18 protein-coding genes are annotated in these 16,670 nt (G+C 49.1%); 10 read left to right on the top strand and 8 right to left on the bottom strand.

Annotation, left to right across the window (positions count from 1 at the left end; all coding sequences use genetic code 11):
- Nucleotides 1-460: 460 nt before the first annotated feature.
- Nucleotides 461-1,237 (bottom strand): UbiA family prenyltransferase, encoded by a 777-nt coding sequence (locus HZC01_05630; GenBank protein ID MBI5038154.1) that lies wholly within the window; start codon nt 1,235-1,237, stop codon nt 461-463.
- A gap of 129 nt (nt 1,238-1,366) precedes the next feature.
- On the opposite strand from HZC01_05630, the gene HZC01_05625 reads away from it, so the two are divergent.
- Nucleotides 1,367-2,650, top strand: a complete 1,284-nt coding sequence (locus HZC01_05625) for a divalent metal cation transporter (GenBank protein MBI5038153.1) — start codon at nt 1,367-1,369, stop codon at nt 2,648-2,650.
- Nucleotides 2,651-2,691: 41 nt separating this feature from the next.
- Here HZC01_05625 and HZC01_05620 read toward each other — a convergent pair whose 3' ends face one another.
- The 6 genes from HZC01_05620 to HZC01_05595 all read right to left on the bottom strand — a co-directional run bounded on the left by HZC01_05620 (nt 2,692) and on the right by HZC01_05595 (nt 6,880).
- A complete protein-coding gene (locus tag HZC01_05620) occupies nt 2,692-3,396 on the bottom strand; it encodes a nucleotidyl transferase AbiEii/AbiGii toxin family protein (protein ID MBI5038152.1) in 705 nt (234 codons plus the stop codon).
- A gap of 54 nt (nt 3,397-3,450) precedes the next feature.
- A complete protein-coding gene (locus HZC01_05615) occupies nt 3,451-4,026 on the bottom strand; it encodes a hypothetical protein (protein ID MBI5038151.1) in 576 nt (191 codons plus the stop codon).
- 105 nt (nt 4,027-4,131) lie between these two features.
- Nucleotides 4,132-4,740, bottom strand: a complete 609-nt coding sequence (locus tag HZC01_05610) for a hypothetical protein (protein MBI5038150.1) — start codon at nt 4,738-4,740, stop codon at nt 4,132-4,134.
- 371 nt (nt 4,741-5,111) lie between these two features.
- Entirely contained in the window at nt 5,112-5,996 is an 885-nt protein-coding gene (locus HZC01_05605; protein ID MBI5038149.1) for an Hsp70 family protein, read from the bottom strand.
- A gap of 98 nt (nt 5,997-6,094) precedes the next feature.
- Entirely contained in the window at nt 6,095-6,481 is a 387-nt protein-coding gene (locus tag HZC01_05600; protein MBI5038148.1) for a hypothetical protein, read from the bottom strand.
- Between the two features lie 12 nt (nt 6,482-6,493).
- Nucleotides 6,494-6,880: a SocA family protein gene (locus HZC01_05595; protein MBI5038147.1), complete on the bottom strand. Its 387-nt coding sequence runs from the start codon at nt 6,878-6,880 to the stop codon at nt 6,494-6,496.
- Between the two features lie 527 nt (nt 6,881-7,407).
- Between HZC01_05595 and HZC01_05590 the strand changes: the two genes are divergently transcribed.
- Nucleotides 7,408-8,127 carry a MerR family transcriptional regulator gene (locus HZC01_05590; protein ID MBI5038146.1) on the top strand — a complete coding sequence of 240 codons (720 nt, stop codon included), beginning with the start codon at nt 7,408-7,410 and terminating at the stop codon, nt 8,125-8,127.
- A 21-nt stretch (nt 8,128-8,148) separates the two neighbouring features.
- A complete protein-coding gene (locus HZC01_05585) occupies nt 8,149-8,439 on the top strand; it encodes a DUF4325 domain-containing protein (GenBank protein ID MBI5038145.1) in 291 nt (96 codons plus the stop codon).
- 114 nt (nt 8,440-8,553) lie between these two features.
- Here the strand turns inward: HZC01_05585 and HZC01_05580 are convergent, their stop codons facing one another.
- A complete protein-coding gene (locus HZC01_05580) occupies nt 8,554-8,961 on the bottom strand; it encodes an NUDIX hydrolase (protein ID MBI5038144.1) in 408 nt (135 codons plus the stop codon).
- A 269-nt stretch (nt 8,962-9,230) separates the two neighbouring features.
- Between HZC01_05580 and HZC01_05575 the strand changes: the two genes are divergently transcribed.
- The 7 genes from HZC01_05575 to HZC01_05545 all read left to right on the top strand — a co-directional run bounded on the left by HZC01_05575 (nt 9,231) and on the right by HZC01_05545 (nt 16,438).
- On the top strand, nt 9,231-9,449 hold the full coding sequence (locus HZC01_05575; protein MBI5038143.1) for a hypothetical protein: 219 nt from the start codon (nt 9,231-9,233) through the stop codon (nt 9,447-9,449).
- Nucleotides 9,450-9,705: 256 nt separating this feature from the next.
- Nucleotides 9,706-10,356, top strand: a complete 651-nt coding sequence (locus tag HZC01_05570) for a hypothetical protein (GenBank protein MBI5038142.1) — start codon at nt 9,706-9,708, stop codon at nt 10,354-10,356.
- Nucleotides 10,357-10,721: 365 nt separating this feature from the next.
- Nucleotides 10,722-12,398 (top strand): HD domain-containing protein, encoded by a 1,677-nt coding sequence (locus HZC01_05565; protein ID MBI5038141.1) that lies wholly within the window; start codon nt 10,722-10,724, stop codon nt 12,396-12,398.
- A 58-nt stretch (nt 12,399-12,456) separates the two neighbouring features.
- On the top strand, nt 12,457-13,227 hold the full coding sequence (locus tag HZC01_05560; GenBank protein ID MBI5038140.1) for a hypothetical protein: 771 nt from the start codon (nt 12,457-12,459) through the stop codon (nt 13,225-13,227).
- A gap of 153 nt (nt 13,228-13,380) precedes the next feature.
- Nucleotides 13,381-13,995 (top strand): HAD family hydrolase, encoded by a 615-nt coding sequence (locus HZC01_05555; protein ID MBI5038139.1) that lies wholly within the window; start codon nt 13,381-13,383, stop codon nt 13,993-13,995.
- A 198-nt stretch (nt 13,996-14,193) separates the two neighbouring features.
- Complete coding sequence (locus tag HZC01_05550) at nt 14,194-15,162, top strand: ribose-phosphate diphosphokinase (GenBank protein MBI5038138.1); 969 nt, start codon at nt 14,194-14,196, stop codon at nt 15,160-15,162.
- 211 nt (nt 15,163-15,373) lie between these two features.
- On the top strand, nt 15,374-16,438 hold the full coding sequence (locus HZC01_05545; protein ID MBI5038137.1) for a DDE-type integrase/transposase/recombinase: 1,065 nt from the start codon (nt 15,374-15,376) through the stop codon (nt 16,436-16,438).
- Nucleotides 16,439-16,670 lie beyond the last annotated feature (232 nt).

The raw sequence follows: 16,670 nt of genomic DNA, 5'->3' as shown, positions 1-16,670 counted from the left end.
TCTTCCCCGCTCCCGGAAGACCTTCCACGGCGACAATCAGCGGTGCCACCATCGATACTACCTCCTTTACCGGATGAACTACTAAAATAATATTGCGTAAAAAATGCCAAGGCGTCAAAGCGCGTAGGCGCCTGTTCGGAAACATTGATTCCCCCGCTTGCCGAGTGTCATCCCGGGCTTGACCCGGGATCCAGTGACTAAGAAAACCTGGATTCCGGCTTTCGCCGGAATGACAAACCTGGGGTTTCCGAACAGCGCCAGTTTTTGTACGGTTCGAGCGCATTGCATCCACCCCAGAGCCTGGAGGGGGGAATGAAGTTCCGGGCACAAACAAGATCAGCGGACCCGTCGTCGCCCCAGGCACACGGGTCCGTTTCGCATTTAGGGGACCGCGCCGGGTCGTAACTTATGGAGGTTGAACCTCGATATATGAAATGGAGATTGAACCTCAATAGACCTTTCAATTCTGATACACCCACTTCAGGTAATCGGCCAGACCCCTGGAGATATACATTCCAAAAGCCAATACCAGGTATAAGACGATTATTACGGCATACCATGCGGAGTGGAGGGGATAATCCACGAGCGAAATAATTACGATCAGACCCAGAGCGATCACCTGAAGCATTTTCAACCTGGCGGAGGTGTAGTGTCGCAGCGCCCGGCGAGTTTCCCATCCTGGAGAGTCTCTTTCCAGGATCCTCCGGACGCAGGCGGTGCCAAAGGCCAAGAGGAATACCGCGCCGACCAGAAAGTAAGGAATTGGTGCTGCGACCAGTATTATCCCCAGGACGAACCGCAAGGCATGCGTAACACTGTTGACCAAAAGCTCGACGTAAGGGATTTTTTTGGCGACGCGGGTATAAAATAAATTGATGAGAAAAAAAGCGAGATATATGAGAAGAATCACCTTCCCGAAACATACGTAACCAATGACCAACCCGGCCAAAATGAAGGTAAGGGCGAACGCGTACGCCGAGGGAACGCTTATCCGGCCGGCGGGCAATGGCCGGTTTTTCTTCCGGGGATGTTCCCGGTCGGAGTCAAGGTCGCTCAAATCGTTCAGGGTATATAAGCCGCCGTAGAGCAGAACATTAAAAGAAAGATAGACGATAAAAAGGGAGGCCAGGAGGGAGTGGGACGGCGTGGGGGCGAAAGCGAAAGCTCCGACTATTACGGAAATGAAGGTAATATGATGCCGAAATTTCAGCAGGCGGAAGTAATCAACTATGTGCATTTGTGTATGATGTTACTCTAAAAGCGCGACAAAATCCCGCCCCTTTCAAATAGATGCGAAATTTGGGTTAAATTATGAAGTTATTATATGCTACAATTATTTCTATGTTTCCGGGAAGGGATAATATAAATGTTCAAGTTCAGCAGGAAGGCTAAAAGATTTCTGGGCATAATGGGCCCCGGCGTCATTACCGGCGCCGCGGACGACGATCCCTCCGGGATCGCTACCTATTCCCAAACCGGAGCCCAGTTCGGGTATGGGCAACTATGGACCGTCTTACTGCTCTTGCCCTTCATGACCGCCATCCAGGAGGCGTGTGCCCGGATAGGCGCAGTGACGGGCAGGGGAATCGCCGCAGTCATCAAGGAGCAGTACAGCAAAAAGGTCCTTTACGGAGCGCTGTTCTTGGTGGTTCTGGCCAACACCATTAACATCGGGGCGGATCTGGGCGCCATGGGTGCCGCGGCGCAACTCGTACTGCCTGTGAATTTCATCGTTTTAACCTTGGCCTTTACGGTCCTGATCTTGGTTCTGGAAATATTCATTTCCTATAAAACCTACGCCAAAATTTTGAAGTGGCTGGTGCTTTCCCTGCTGGCCTACCCGCTGACCTTATTCATAGTCCAGGAACCCTGGGGAACCTTGCTTAAGGCGACATTTATTCCCCATATCGAGCCCAGTTTCGCCTTTCTTTTTATTATCACCGGCGTTTTTGGCACGACCATCTCGCCTTACATGTTTTTTTGGGAAGCATCCGAAGAGGTGGAAGAAGAAAAAGCCAAAGGCCTCCTAAAAAAAGACGGGCCGCACCCGACCAGATCTTTCCTGCGCCACCTGCGGATCGACAACTTTGTCGGGATGCTCTCCTCGCAGATCGCCGCCTGGTGCATTATCGTGGTTGCCGCGACCGTGTTGAATGCTAATGGCGTGACCAATATTGCCACTGCAGCCGATGCGGCTCGAGCGCTGGAGCCGCTGGTCCATACCTTTCCCCACGCGGGCTTTATAGCCAAGCTTATTTTTGCCCTGGGAGTCCTGGGCCTGGGATTCTTGGCGGTGCCGGTGCTGTCGGCTTCGGCATCTTATGCGGTTTCCGAAGCGCTGGGCTGGAAAGAGGGTTTGAACTTGAAATTAAAGCGGGCTCATGGATTTTATGGAGTAATTACCATTGCCACCCTGATCGGGCTCGCGATCAACTTCCTGGGGATTGATCCCATGAAGGCGCTGGTTTTTGCCGCCGTTTTTAACGGAGTGGCGGCGGTCCCCTTGATATTCCTGATCGTTAAGATCGCCCGGAATGGGAAAATAATGGGCGCGCACAAGAGCGGTGCGCTTTCCAGCCTGTTCCTCTGGGGCACCTTTATTATTATGGGAGCGGCGGCTGGGGCGATGTTCCTGACCCTGGGACATTAGCCCCAGGGAACGATCTAATTTATCTGTGCGAAAAGCACCACTTATTTTTCGTTTTGTAATTTTAGCTTCAGTAAGAAGATCGTCTCGGTCCGGAGCTTGGCTTTTACCCGGTCCTTTTGCCTGGCATCCAAAAGCTCGCCCATACCGGAAAGAATGTTTTGGTCGCTCATCTTTTCCAGCGAATCGATGCACTTTTGCAAGAATTCCTTAAAGCCCATTTCAGTGCGTTCCCCGACAATTTTCTTATTGACTGGCCATTCGTTCTGCAGGAAATACCAGACATCAAAAACGTCGCGGTTGGTTTTACCGATCCGCTCGTACATGGCGCAAAGTTTGTGGGCGAACATATCCTCCCGCACCATAACTTTCATGGAAATACCGAGGTATGATTTTACTTCATACTTCGAGCCGAATTCTCGGCGGTTTATTTCCACTTTGATATTCTGGGCGCCCGGAACCTTGTCGTCATAAGCCAAAACATAAAACAGATTAAAGCGTTTCTTCTCCGCCTCTTTTATCGTGCCATAATCTTCTAAAATCTTTTTTACCCGCTCAAAAACATAGTCCTCTTTCTCGGCGTCAAGCAAATCGAAATCCAGGTCTACTGAAAAACGATTCAAATTGTAAAAAAGATAAACCGCCGTGCCACCCTTAAAACCCAAAAGAGGCCCGAGGCTCCCGTCGGTATAGATATCCTTAAGGATCTTGATGAGGATATTCTTGTGCGTTGTGGTATTGAGCGTCATAAAACTTATTCTGTTTCTGTATTTAATGCCTTGTCCCGTTAGATGCAAGGATATCTAACGGGATGAACGATATTTCTTGACCATTTTTTCCATCCGTTTATTGCCGCCATAAATAGGAAGTATCTCAAATACTCTGTCCCAGTTCAAAGGGCCGAGGTTGTCAAAGTGATAATCTTTATTTAAATAGACCACATCCAGAAATGCGCGCTCGGGGATTGCGACAGAGTAATTATCCTTGCTCTCAATACCGGCCGAATCGGTGAGAATGACGTCTTTAATTCGCTTATAGGAATATATTTGGCCATCGGCAGTGATTTCTCGTTTGGTATAAGATGCGACAAAAATTTGATTGTAGTGCTGAAAGGTTATGCCGGCCTGACCGAGGACGGTTTCGAAGCTCACATAGGAGGGCGTATATATTTTGGTCGCCAACTCAAATTTGTTGTAATTTTTATCCTTGGCGTAAAAACCTCTGCGAATACGATAAAGATCTCCGTTTTTGGCGTAGTAGCTGATCCTTACTCTAGCCGCATCAGAACTGGCTTCACCCCAAAGCAACATTATGTTTTTGGCCGACAAAACCGTCTGTTTTGAGCGCAAAATTGTTGAGATATAATCGCCTTTTTCCATAATATAGTCTGTATATTAGCTTAAACCTTACTTACAGTATCTATTTTATGCTATAATGCAAGAAAGCGCAAGTGCTGGAGGGGATAAGCGAAAACGTTTATTCTCCTAAAATCGCCCACCACGGTGCGGCGGAATAGACTCTTTGTTTGACCTACCGCGGATCCAGATCAGCGCCGCGCAGGCGATATTCGTAGCGGTCACACTTATCAGGTAAAGAGAGGTGGTGATATTGAAATTCACGAGCGCTCCGAGCGCGAATGTGCTGGAGATCCCGCTCAATAAATAATTTGAGGCCGTTTCACTCTCGGGTTCCAGGTACGCCTTTCGGAAGGTTGGGAGGAATCCGACTAGATCAACCAGCGAAATCATAATGACCGAGAGAAGGGGATTACGAAGAAACGCATAGATGAAGATCGCGGTTAGCGCCCCAATGAGGCAGACCGTATCAAACACCGTTATATTCCGAGTGCCATATCGCAGGGATAGTATGAAAATATATCCGCAAAGTATCGCTCCGATCAACAGCGATGCGACCCCGATGCTTGCGCCGGCACTTAGCATCGCCACGACGCCGGTTATTTGAATAATCGTCCAAACGAGCCAAGTATAACTATGGGGCTTGGTTTTGTTCTTGAAGATATCCCGCAAGTACGGGACGAAGCATGCGATCCCGACCAGGGAAGAGATCGCAGCAAAAAGTATCTTGAGACCCATGGCGGAATAATACTAGCACGATAAGATTGGCGCTAAAAATCAAGGCCTCCCGGTCTGTCCGATGGTTCGACCGGTTCACCACAAGTAAAAAACATTGCTGGTTCCGACAAGTCTTGGACGTTAGAACCGTTTTGATGGTAGGGGAATACTAATTCACCCCACCGTCTCACTCACTATTGTTTTTGTGTTGAGGAAAATAAAACCCCCTAAAATCGCTAGCCCGATTGGGCTAATAATCTTAGGGGGTTGGGCAGGGCGCTAGGCGCTCCTGCCCGTGTTCTTGCTTGCCCAATTCACCACCCATCTCCTTTCTTGGTTGGGCTTGGTTTGCGCTGTACCGCGGAGCCCTTTCCTGGTCACGCGGTTAGCGGCTAGCTGATGGCCAGTCCGGCGACAACGCTCGTGAAGGTGTCGCCCGCACGGATCTTGTTGTGGCCGAATTTTTCGCTAAGAAAGTCGTGTACCCGGGGGACAAGCGATGTCCCGCCAGTCACGAACACGGCCTCGATGTCCGAGAGTGTGATGCCGGCGCGCTCCATGACCCGGTTGACGCACTTGTCGAATTCCCGAACCTCTTCTCCTATGATGATGTTGAATTCTGCCCTGGTGATAACCTCGCGGATCGAGATATCGGACTCTTCGAACCATATCTCCTCGAGATCCCGCTCAGAGAGGCCGATCTTGGCTTTTTCGATAGAGCGAAAAAGGGCAAAACCGAGGTTCTCCTCAATGAGGGTTCGGAGTCTGCAGATGGATTCGACGTCGCTGGAGGTCTGTAGTAGCTCGCGGATGATCTGGCGTGTGTGGCTATCCTTGAGAAACGGGATGAGCTGCCATTTCCGTAGCTTGGAGAGGAGGTGAACCGGAAAGGGAAGTATTTTCCCGGTTGGCGAAAAGGTCGTTCCCTCCCCGAAGTGCTTGAACAGCTTATGGTCCATAATCTGCGAATCGAAGCGGTCGCCGCCAACATACACGCCCCCGTTGGCGAGGACGTCTGATTTACGGTCGAGCAGGTTCCTGCGTTCCGGAGAGAGCGTCATGATCGTGAAATCCGTCGTACCTCCCCCGAAGTCGGCAACCAGCACAACCTGGTCCCTTTCGAGAGTTTCTTCGGCGGCTATAGGTTCAAGCTGCAGGCGGATATTAGTGAATCCAGCCTCTTTGACCGCGGCTATGAGCCGTTCCGTAGCAACTTGCTCTCGCTCGGGCACTTCCGAGAATTCGGCTGGTCTCCCGACCACCACCGACTTCACCACCCTCGAACAATCGGTTTTACATAAAGCATTTAATTAAAAAGTTGTGGAAACCGAATCCAAGCAAGAAATTTTAGAACGCCAGAAGAGAATCTGCCCCATTAGAAAGCGTCCCGCTTTTTCAGTTCTTCCTTGAGGTCGCGGATGTAGCCATTGTAGCGTTCTTTCTTGCGATTACCTTCATCACGAAAACCAAGCTCTTTGCGTTCCTCTATAAAATCTAAATTAATGGTACCTTCAGTGAGATCGAGAAAATACACGACGCGATAGCCACCGCTCTTACCTCTGTTGCTGTCTGGATTTGGAATGCCCGCCGCCCACGCTTCGTAGCGATTCTTCGGCGAACGGAAAACGAGTTTCTGACGAGAGAGTTCAAACCGGCTTACGGTCGGCGCCCAAGATTTAATTGCCTCGCGCACTCTCGTGAAAACACCAACTTTTTCGCACATTCGGACAAACTGCTCTCGTTCAACATAAACCCACGACATAGATAGGGTACATTATTTGAAGAAATCAACATCACGCGCATAGGCGTAGTCAACGACTTCGTATGGTTTTGAATAAAACCAAGGGGCCTCAAGGTGTGTCTGGGCAACGATTTTTTCGGTCGGCCAATTCCCGAACTCGTCACAGATTTGCTTAAGAAGTTTTTTTTGATCAGAGCTGAAAACGGTTTCATCAAATTTAGAATCATCTTTCAGTGAAAAATTAATCATCTCCGCATCATTGTTGGAAACCGCTTCGGTATCAATTGCACCTTCATTTTTGAGCCCCGCAAGTATTTCGTCTACGCGGGAAGGCACGGGACCGTACCCTTGATGAATATACACATCGCCCGTAACAGATTTTTTGTGATCGCGAAAATATATAAAATCAAGATAATACAAAAGCTTATTAAGCTTCGTAGCGTGCAAGTACCTGTTGTTACAGTACTTGATAAAATATAAGACGGCGTTTTTATAGGAACGCTCGTTAAGTTTTGGGTGCGCAATTCTAACCATAATATTAATTGTATGATACCATACTTGTATATAAGAGGACAACACCCGTAAACGCACAAAAGACCCCGTTTCCGAGGCCCTTTAGCTCTAAAATCAGTGATCTTACGATCAATTGCATTGTAGCACACGACAGGGAAAATTGTCCACAGGCGGTAAATATATGGAACTTGAATCAAAACCCAGTAGTACAACAAGCTGGCTACGGGGCGAACAACCCCATACCAGTTCGCTACGGGGCAAGAATTGACCAGCTCGTCTATAGTACTTGGGGCAAAAAGCCACTCACGCGTGGCGAAGCGGCACTATACGCCGGCTAAGTTATAGATTATGTCTATTTTCGCATAGTTTAATGGTTTATTGCATAGATTTTAGCTACTATTGCATAGATTTTGGGTCTATGCTAACATATACCCATGGATGAGAAACTGCTCAAAATTAGCGAGGCCGCCAAGATTTTAGGCGTTTCTATAGATACGCTTCGTCGCTGGGATGAAAGCGGGAAGTTAACTGCGATTAAAAAGGAAGGTGGTACGCATCGTTTTTACCGAGAAAAAGATATAGAGATTTTTGCAAGCGATCTTTTTAAGTTTGCGTCTGATTGGATTAGTCAGGGGGCCGAATTCCCCGGCACTTTTTACTGTCCCACGAGCTCCATGTTTCAAGGAAGATTAGTAAAAATGGAGCGCCTGCTTATGGCAAAGCCGGGTTTTGAAAAATTATACTCTTTGATTGTTCTGGTTGCCGGAGAAATTGGGGACAACTCATTCGCTCACAATTTAGGGAAATGGCCGGATACGCCGGGGATATTTTTTGGCTACGACATCCAAAAAGGCATTATTGTTCTTGCAGATCGGGGCTTAGGTATTTTAGAAACACTGCGCCGCGTTCGTCCGGATTTATCTACGCATGTGAAGGCGGTTGAAGTGGCGTTTACAGAATTTTTATCCGGCCGCGCGCCGGAAAAACGCGGCAATGGTCTGAAATTGGTTCGGGAAGTGGTTCTTGCCAATCCGATAGACCTATTTTTTACCAGCGGCGATGCGGAAGTATATCTAAAGGGCGACGATAAATCTTTTCGGGTTACTCGCGGTCCAAATGTAGTTCGCGGCTGTATGGCAAAAATTAATTTTTAACATAACTCAATAAAAAATAATATGAAAGTAAAATTAGAAAAATTCGGCACCACGCTTATATCCCGTGAATTAGGCAGCGAGGCGTTCAAGGCGTTCCAGTCTACACTTTTAGAGTTGCCGCCAAACGAAGAGTTGGAAATTGATTTTTCCGGCGTATTAACATTATCGCCCTCATGGGCGGATGAATTTTTAAGCCCTCTCCTCGAGCGACTGGGTGGGCGGTTGGTATTATTGCCCTCTGATAATCTCTCGGTGCAAGCAACCCTAAAGATTCTGCAGGAGGCAAATAAGCGCTGGTTTAAGTTTAGGTAAATCCCGTTAGAAATTGCCGCGGGGTATTTGAATCCCCGCGGCAATTGGGCAGTCTAACCCCGCCGCAGAGCGGACGGGGTATTTCTAACGGGATAAAGATAAGCATATTACATCTTAGGTTTTTAGGCGCGAAAAGTATTTGCGCAGAGCGTTTTTGTACCCATCTCGAACATCCATCTTTTCTATCTCCTCCAGCGAGAACCACCCCTTACTGATATGTTCTTCACTGTGCGATGATATTTCATCAACGGCCGTGCAGGCATAAACTAGAACAATAAACTGGCAATCATTCCCATCCCTTGAGACAACGAACGTCCAAGCACTAACAATATCGCCAATCGAGAAACTATTAATGTTCAACTCTTCTCGTATTTCCCGCTCCAGCGTTTCTTCTGGAGCCTCCTGAAAAATAATCTTTCCGCCGGGCAATTCCCAAGATCCCCTGGGATCTTGCAGGAACAATACTTTCCCGTCTTTTGCGAAAATCCCCTTTGTGGTGATTCTTTGGATCTGATCTGTCATGGGTACAATATTACAACATTATGCCATAAAAGTTATTCTTGGATCTGCTCCCAAAGGATGAGACCGAGCCGCGTCGCGGCCTCGTTAGAAACATCCCCTAAAGAGCTTGGGGTTGCTTGCCCGATTGAATTCAAGTCCGGGCTGGGGAGCAGGACAAGCGGCTAATTCGAGGACCGCATCAAAGGGTTTACGCAAGGTAAACGCTAGTTTTTTGCCCGATATGGGACTCTCTGTTTACGAGTCCCGCGAACTTATATATACTGTAATCAATGAGCGAAACCACCCCACAACACCCCCATTCAAACATTAGGGAGCAATTCTTAAGGGCTTATGCTAATCTCCCGCTTGGCACCCGCGATGAAATCGTCGCAACTATTGATGGCGATCCTGTTACATGGAAGGTTGCCTATTTTGAGGTTGCCCAAAATACTCCTCGAGGGAAAGAAATTTTGGAACAGGTGGAAAAGTTACATATCATCAAACCATGACTTAAGAGGCGGCCCGACAAATATAACAACAAATACCCGAAGCATTAAAGCAACTTATCGTTGCCCGACTAAAACTTATCCCGGATGATGTAAAAATTTCCATTGGAGCAGAAGGTGAATTTACCCGAGATGAGCTTATCGAAAGAGTCGAGCAAGATGACCGCGTGGGAAGACAAGTCGCTCAATCGCAACTTGAGTTTCTGCAGGCACTCGGCAGAGGTCAGCTTTTGGAGGAGATGACGATAAACACTACGTAATGCCAGGATTACTGCTTATCACACGACCCGAATATGAAGATACAACGCGATATCTTTCTTGCTGGAGTGATTTTATCCTGAACGAATCCAAGGGAAAAGGGTTCGAGCGTATTGATCTCTCGAAAAAGAAAGCGAACAAAGAACGATTCCTCGGGATACTCCGCAAGAAGTCCGGCATACGGATGCTTGTGGTGCTGAACGGGCACGGCGATGACCGGGCCGTCGCCGGTCAAGACAACGAAATTATCATGAGCGTAGAAGATGCGGCATTGCTTTCCGATAAAATTATCTATGCCCGAGCGTGTAGTTCCGCAAAGGAATTGGGACCATCTGCGGTAAGCTCTGGAGCATTGGCATATATTGGCTACGATATTGAGTTTGTATTTTTCACTGAAAACGACAAGCTCTCGAGGCCTCTTCAAGATAGAACTGCGGCCCTTTTCCTTGAACCATCCAATCATGTCCCAATAGCTTTACTGAAAGGCCATCCAGCATCTGATGTGAACTATCGCTCACAAGAAAAATCTCTCCATGTTATCAAGCGGCTAGTGGCAGAGGGACCGAAGTCAGTACATTACTACACCATCCCATTTCTTTTTGCCAATATGAACCATCAAGTTTGTTCAGGAGGTCCAAAGGCAAGGCTATAGACTTTTCGGCCAGTCCAGAACCAGTCTTGGACCAGATACTCGCCGCCGTCGTTGACGTACGGGAAGTTCCGGTTGCCGTCCGTGTTCACCACAATGATGCCGGGGAAGCGATGTACACCTTCCCGCGCAGCGCCCGGAGCGCCACGAATTCCGGCGTATCGTCATCCTGGTGGTCGACGAGGTAGCGGGAATGCTGGAATCTGGTTGAATTCAAGTCTGGGTTGGGGAGCACCTAAAAATCATCCTATTTTATATGGGTTATTTTTGTACCCATCGTGATATTGGAACTTTGGAGAGTTAATAAGCCGAACTTGATGCCGTGAAGCAACTTGCCCGGCGCATAGTGGTACGGTACTATTCCGTATGTGCTTAATAAATTGGGCCAATATGAAAATACTCCCGAACCCGCAGAGCATTTCTCTCCGGAATTTTTTAAGCAAAGCTGCAACTACGCCCACATCGGGCCGCTGAAGTTTCTGCCCATGATGGAGAAGCCGCCCGGATCTCGTGTCAGATACTCCGGACCGGGAAAATTATTGGAACAACCCTGGCTTGCGTCATCGTTGCGAAAATTCGCAGTGGGCCGATCTCCAGATCCCCGGGTTGTGATACTGGCGGTTGATGATGCTTACCAAAGTTCATATGAGAGAAGAACGTGGGACGACGAGTCGCTGGTGCCAGAACCGGAATGGATCGAGCAGCTTGATCCAGGAACCCGGTCGCGGCTGCGCTGGAACAGGGCGATTTTCGAGGACCTATTCGACCCTCTTATTGCCGGGCCGGTTTTTAACAAAATATTTGGTTTTGCCTGTGCCGTCGATCAAAAGGCCGAGAACGGACTCTTGCGGGGATTAGAAGATGGACTTTGGCTCTGGCGCCTTCGGCGGATCCGACAGTTGGCCTGGCTTACGGTTCCTGCCGGTCCCGGCGAACTGCAAGATAATTTTCCGCATGATCGCTATTTCCACTCCTGTAACGTTCTGGCAGTCGCGTCCCTTATCGGCCGCAACACAGGATTGTCGGAAGAAGAACTTAGAACTTTGCAGATTGCCGCTTATACTCATGATGTTTTGACGCCCGCCGGTGGCGATCGCACCAAAAGCATCGATTGGAAAATGTTCGATGAAGACACGCATTACGGAGACGCTTTTAAGCTGTATCCGGAACGACGATCCCCGACGTTTTCCGTGGTTACGGATTGGAAGAAAACCGAAAAGCAATTACCCGATCGGCACATACTAACTGAAGCGGTGCAGGGGCAAGGGCTTCTGGGTGAAATTCTGGACGTGGCCGACAAGATTTCTTATGTCGGAAGCGATGCGGCGGCGTATATTGGCGGGAGCATACGCTTCCCAACCTGCCTGGAAGATCCCGACTATCAGGAAGTAGAAAAGATGGTCCAGGAGGCCGCCCGAAGCGGATCCTCCGTGTGCGCGCCTTGGGCGGATGTGAAAAGAGAAGGAAACAACATCTACTTTTCTTCGCCCGACGCCCTCGCGCAATTTCTTCGGCTCCGGGCTCTTATGTTCAAAAATCTTTATTACAATCCGCGGTCCCGCAACGCGGAGCACGTACTGGCCAGCGTTACAGGAAGAGCGCTATACCAAAACGGAACGCTCACCCGTGAAAATTTCCTGACAATGACCGATGATGATCTCTTGGCCATACTGCGAAATAATTTATGGAGTTCAAAAAAGGGAGGATCCCATCTTCTCGGTTTTTTAAAAATATACCCGGAGATCGCGCGTTGCACGTCGGCTGAGGAAGCGCAACTGCGTTTCGCGGAGCTGCAAAAAGATAATCTCGTGCTTGTAGAGCGCTTTTCTGGAGCAACATCAACCGGTGAAAATCTCCTTGTAAAATTAGGTGGCAACATAAAACCGTTCAAAGATGCCTGCCCCGAAGAAACCGAGGAGCTACGGGAGCTTTTCCGTAGCCGCGAAGGATACGTGCTCTACTCCATCCCATTTTCCAGATTAGATGTCAGTCCCGAGGTGGGAGCGATCCTTCGTGAAACACAGAAAACACAGGACATTAAGTAAACGGTAAGCAATAACCCCGACTATTTTTTGACTATATTGGCGGGATTTTAAAATAATTATGAAATTTATCTGTTGGAACATCGCGGGCGGTTACATGTTTAGAGAATCCTTAGAGGATGCAATTTCTTATGACGAAGAAAATCTCGATTATTTTATTAAAAAATTGCGAGATGAAAACGCAGATGTGATTGCGATTCAAGAAGCACACACTCCACTCAAAAAAGGAGAAACTACTCAATCGGAGATTATTGCTAAGCGTCTTGGGTATTCTTTTACCGCAAATCATTCATACGGTCGTTCTCATATAAAAAGCGACCAGCAATTATCTTTGGTTACGCTTAGTAAATTTCCGATTGTCCATTCAGATTTTCACAAAGTTCCAAATCCTGGACTCTCAATTATACGACCGAATGGAGATAAGTGGGTATCATTTGATGTTGGTTTTTTAGTTTGCGAGGTCGACTACAATGGAACTTCAATCAATATCGCAAACGGACATATGGTGCCGTTCCATTATTTCAAACGAGATTTTGCTGAACCGGATTTGAAAAACGTTAGAAGTGCCATTGCCGAGTTTTGCATTTCCATTTCCGAACGACCAACATTGATAGGCGCGGATTTCAATTACAACAATGTTGTCGCCCTGCTTCCCGATATTTATGAAAATGATTTATATCGGGAAGCGTTTGTCGATATTGAAACCACACCTGGCAGAGGACAGAAAGACCACATGCTACTTTCTCGCCAATGGCATCTTATAAATTCGGAAGTCAAAAAAGTGGAGGCCGACCATTTTCTCTGCTTGATGGAAGTCGGCCTAAATTCGTAGCCGCCAATTTTTTTCAAAAAAGAGGGCCGAAGCCCGCGCGGACGAGTCCGTCGCCCCGCATCCGGGGTTGATGCCTGCGGTGAGATCAAATTATCCGGTTTTTACTGGTATACTTTCTTGTCCGTTTGAACCGCAAAGAATTATTCCACCATTATGATCCGGCACATTTGGTTTGATTTCGGTGATACGATCGGCTCCATAAATAAGGATGCCCATGACAAGCTTCGCTATAACTTCTATGCTTCGGCAACGGGAAGGACCGTCAGCCCAGAATTGATAAAAGAATTTGAGGAGTTATATCAAAGACATGAGAGGAGCAATTCTGCGGTGTTTCGGTCCTTGGGATTACCGTCCAAGTATTGGTCCGAGCAAGTCAATTCTTTAGACCCGGCGAAGTTCTGTAGGCTTGCCAATGATAACATACCGCAAGTCCTGGATGCATTGAGAAAAATGGTGCCAATTTCCACGTTCTCTAACCTCGAATTAGAGAAGGTGTTCCAAGAGTTGGGCGTCGATCCAAAGTGGTTTTCACATTTTCTCAATGCGGGAATGGTGAAAGAACCAAAGCCGGCACTCGATGGGTTTTATAAAATGATCGAACTCTCCCAACTGCCGCCGAATGAGATCCTCTATATCGGCGACGACGTGGGAAAGGATATTCTACCAACCAAAAAAGCGGGCATTGGTACGGGCTTGATGTGGAAAAGATCCGGCCAAGCGGACTATTGCTTCGAGAAATTTGACGAGGTGCTTGATGTAGTTAGGTGAGCGCGCCATACGCCTCGTTTATCGGGGAATTTTTTGATACTTGCGGTGGGATTCGAACCGAGGACGCAACATGGCTTCCGTACCTTAGAAACTGAATCTACAAGGTGGACTTTCGTCTTATTCGGTGCTGTAATTCCCACAGTTACACCGTTATCGTATTCAGGTTTACAATTTCATCAGCTAAAGGAGAAAGGTACTATGATGTGGAGAGTTAAAGTGTTCTCAGGGACAACGAGCGCCTCGTTGGCCCAGGATGTGTGCCGAAAGCTCGGCATAGATCCTGGAAGGGCTGACCTCAGAAAGTTCAGCGATGGCGAAGTCCATATCCAGTTGTTGGAAGATGTCCGCGACGCGGACGTATTCATCATCAACGCCACGCACCCGCCGATGGAAAATCTCATGGAGATGATCCTTCTCGCGGATGCAGCCCGCCGCTCTTCGGCTAAACGCGTTACTCTTGTGCCGGTGTATCTCGGATACAACCGACAAGACCGCAAGGACCGCCCCCGCGTTCCTATCAGCGCGAGAGTTGTGATCGACATACTCTCCAACTCCGGAGCCGACCGGGCACTTCTTTTCGACCTTCACTCGGAAGTAACCATGGGGTTCTTCGGAAGAAACATGATTGTCGACCACCTGTACGCCTCCGTCGCAAGCATCCCCTACCTTCGGACGCTGCTCACTAGTCCATTTATTGTGGCATCGCCCGATAAAGGCGGCGGCCCCAGAGCGAAAGCGTATGCAACATTACTCAACCAGGGCGACTACGTCATCTTCGACAAAACTCGGCCGGAACCCGGCAAGGTCACGAGAGGCTCCATCAAGATCATCGGCGACGTGAAGGGACGAAACGTGCTCCTGGTCGACGATCTGATCGATACTGCAGGAACTCTCATTGCCGATGCCGAGGCCGCCATGAACGCGGACGCGCTCAGTGTCTACGGTTATGCCACTCACTTTCTCGCGTCCGGCGATGCCATTACCCGACTCGACGCCAGTCCCATCAAAGAACTCGTCGTGATGGACTCTATTGCGCACCCCGCAGAAAAGTTGCAAACGAGCAGGCTGATAATCACGATGCTCTCAATTGCGCCCCTCCTCGCGGACGCGATCCGACGGATCCATGACGGAGATTCGCTCAGCTCGCTCTTCCTTTCTCCGAAGTAGACTCCGCTTCCCACGCTCGCGCGGGCCGACATAAAACCCAGGCCCGCAACACCTGAGATCATCATTTATTTTGCTTGCCCTGTTTATCTCGAGTCCATTGAGGGAAGCAAGATCAAAGGGTGATTTGAAGTGTTGGCGCTCTTAACTTAACCTAACCCGTTCGATGCACAAGTTCAGATACATATGAGACTTTTCGGCCCTCCGAAAAGTCATGCAGATCTACAACAAAATAGCCGGCACCCGGGGCCTGGTTAGCGCCTACAACGAAGCGCTACGCTTCCGGGATATGATCACCCAGGAAGCAGAGGAGCGGGCCAAAATACTTGTGTTCTGGAAGAAGCACGGGGAGGCGGCAGCTCGGGAAGCCTATGGCGTTTCCCGCCCCACCCTTTTCCGATGGCAGAAGATCCTGGATGAGTCCGGCGGTAAGCTGGAAGCCCTCGTCCCCCAGAGCACGACGCCGAAGCACCGGCGGACCCGCGTCATCCCGAAGCCCATAGAAAACCTCATCCTCCAGGAGCGTCTCCGTGAGAAGCTCGGCAAGGAAAAGCTGGCCAAACTCATCCAGGAAGATGATCTGGGAACCCCATCCGACTCCACGGTGGGCCGGATGCTCTCTGATCTGAAGAAACAGGGCAAACTCCGAGATCCGAAGAAGCTCTCCCTCTATGGGCAGACGGGAAGGCTCGTGGCGCAGAAGCCCAAGAAGATTAGGAAGAAATTGCGGAGCAAGGGTCATACGGGCGGGCTTGTGAAGGCAGATACGATCGTGCGTTTCACGAATGGCATGAAACGCTACATCCTGACGGGCATAGACCTGGAGACCAAGTTCGCTTTCGCTTATGCCTACGCCTCCCACAGCTCCAAAACCGCCGCGGACTTCATGGCCACTTTCCGGGAGGTCGCACCTCTTTCTCTCACCCACGTGCAGACGGACAATGGGAGCGAATTCAGCGATCACTTTGAACTCTACCGTACCAAATCAGGGATCACCCATTTCTTCTGCTATCCCAGATCTCCCCAGATGAATGCAGAGATCGAGCGTTTCAACCGGACCCTGTCGGAAGCTTTCATTCAAAGACGCCGGGGCCTGCTCTCCTATGATCTCTCAGCCTTCAACCGGGAGCTCATGGACTGTCTCCTGTGGTACAACACCCGGAGGCCGCACTGGTCGATTGGCCTTATCTCACCCTTGAGGTATATTGAGAACAATCTATCTGCCGAGGAGTCTCATATCGATGGCGCTGTTCGAAAACGTCAAAAAGTTATTCCCTGAGCCCGTCGAAGGGTAGCTTTTTGGCGGGTACATGGCATGGCCCTCGACAAGCTCGGGCAATAAAATCGGTGGTTTCCGAACAGCGCCCATATCTGACCCGCCTGCACTTTTTCATACTGGTGATGCGTGGAAATATCGACCTTCGGCGGCGCGGACACACGCCGCCTGAATTTTCTCGAACAGGAAACGCGTTTCGGAAAGACCGAGTGTCAGCCGATGGTTTCGGGCTCGC

This window comes from Candidatus Kerfeldbacteria bacterium (assembly GCA_016214565.1).
Classification (GTDB): domain Bacteria; phylum Patescibacteriota; class Patescibacteriia; order UBA10025; family JAHIVO01; genus JAXDBW01.
This window is presented reverse-complemented; position numbering and strand designations above follow the sequence as displayed.

What these genes read in the sequence shown, in the direction of transcription:
- HZC01_05630 (MBI5038154.1), bottom strand. Translation starts at nt 1,237, where the DNA reads ATGCACATAGTTGATTACTTCCGCCTGCTGAAATTTCGGCATCATATT.
- HZC01_05625 (MBI5038153.1), top strand. Translation starts at nt 1,367, where the DNA reads ATGTTCAAGTTCAGCAGGAAGGCTAAAAGATTTCTGGGCATAATGGGC.
- HZC01_05620 (MBI5038152.1), bottom strand. Translation starts at nt 3,396, where the DNA reads ATGACGCTCAATACCACAACGCACAAGAATATCCTCATCAAGATCCTT.
- HZC01_05615 (MBI5038151.1), bottom strand. Translation starts at nt 4,026, where the DNA reads ATGGAAAAAGGCGATTATATCTCAACAATTTTGCGCTCAAAACAGACG.
- HZC01_05610 (MBI5038150.1), bottom strand. Translation starts at nt 4,740, where the DNA reads ATGGGTCTCAAGATACTTTTTGCTGCGATCTCTTCCCTGGTCGGGATC.
- HZC01_05600 (MBI5038148.1), bottom strand. Translation starts at nt 6,481, where the DNA reads ATGTCGTGGGTTTATGTTGAACGAGAGCAGTTTGTCCGAATGTGCGAA.
- HZC01_05590 (MBI5038146.1), top strand. Translation starts at nt 7,408, where the DNA reads ATGGATGAGAAACTGCTCAAAATTAGCGAGGCCGCCAAGATTTTAGGC.
- HZC01_05585 (MBI5038145.1), top strand. Translation starts at nt 8,149, where the DNA reads ATGAAAGTAAAATTAGAAAAATTCGGCACCACGCTTATATCCCGTGAA.
- HZC01_05580 (MBI5038144.1), bottom strand. Translation starts at nt 8,961, where the DNA reads ATGACAGATCAGATCCAAAGAATCACCACAAAGGGGATTTTCGCAAAA.
- HZC01_05575 (MBI5038143.1), top strand. Translation starts at nt 9,231, where the DNA reads ATGAGCGAAACCACCCCACAACACCCCCATTCAAACATTAGGGAGCAA.
- HZC01_05570 (MBI5038142.1), top strand. Translation starts at nt 9,706, where the DNA reads ATGCCAGGATTACTGCTTATCACACGACCCGAATATGAAGATACAACG.
- HZC01_05560 (MBI5038140.1), top strand. Translation starts at nt 12,457, where the DNA reads ATGAAATTTATCTGTTGGAACATCGCGGGCGGTTACATGTTTAGAGAA.
- HZC01_05555 (MBI5038139.1), top strand. Translation starts at nt 13,381, where the DNA reads ATGATCCGGCACATTTGGTTTGATTTCGGTGATACGATCGGCTCCATA.
- HZC01_05550 (MBI5038138.1), top strand. Translation starts at nt 14,194, where the DNA reads ATGATGTGGAGAGTTAAAGTGTTCTCAGGGACAACGAGCGCCTCGTTG.
- HZC01_05545 (MBI5038137.1), top strand. Translation starts at nt 15,374, where the DNA reads ATGCAGATCTACAACAAAATAGCCGGCACCCGGGGCCTGGTTAGCGCC.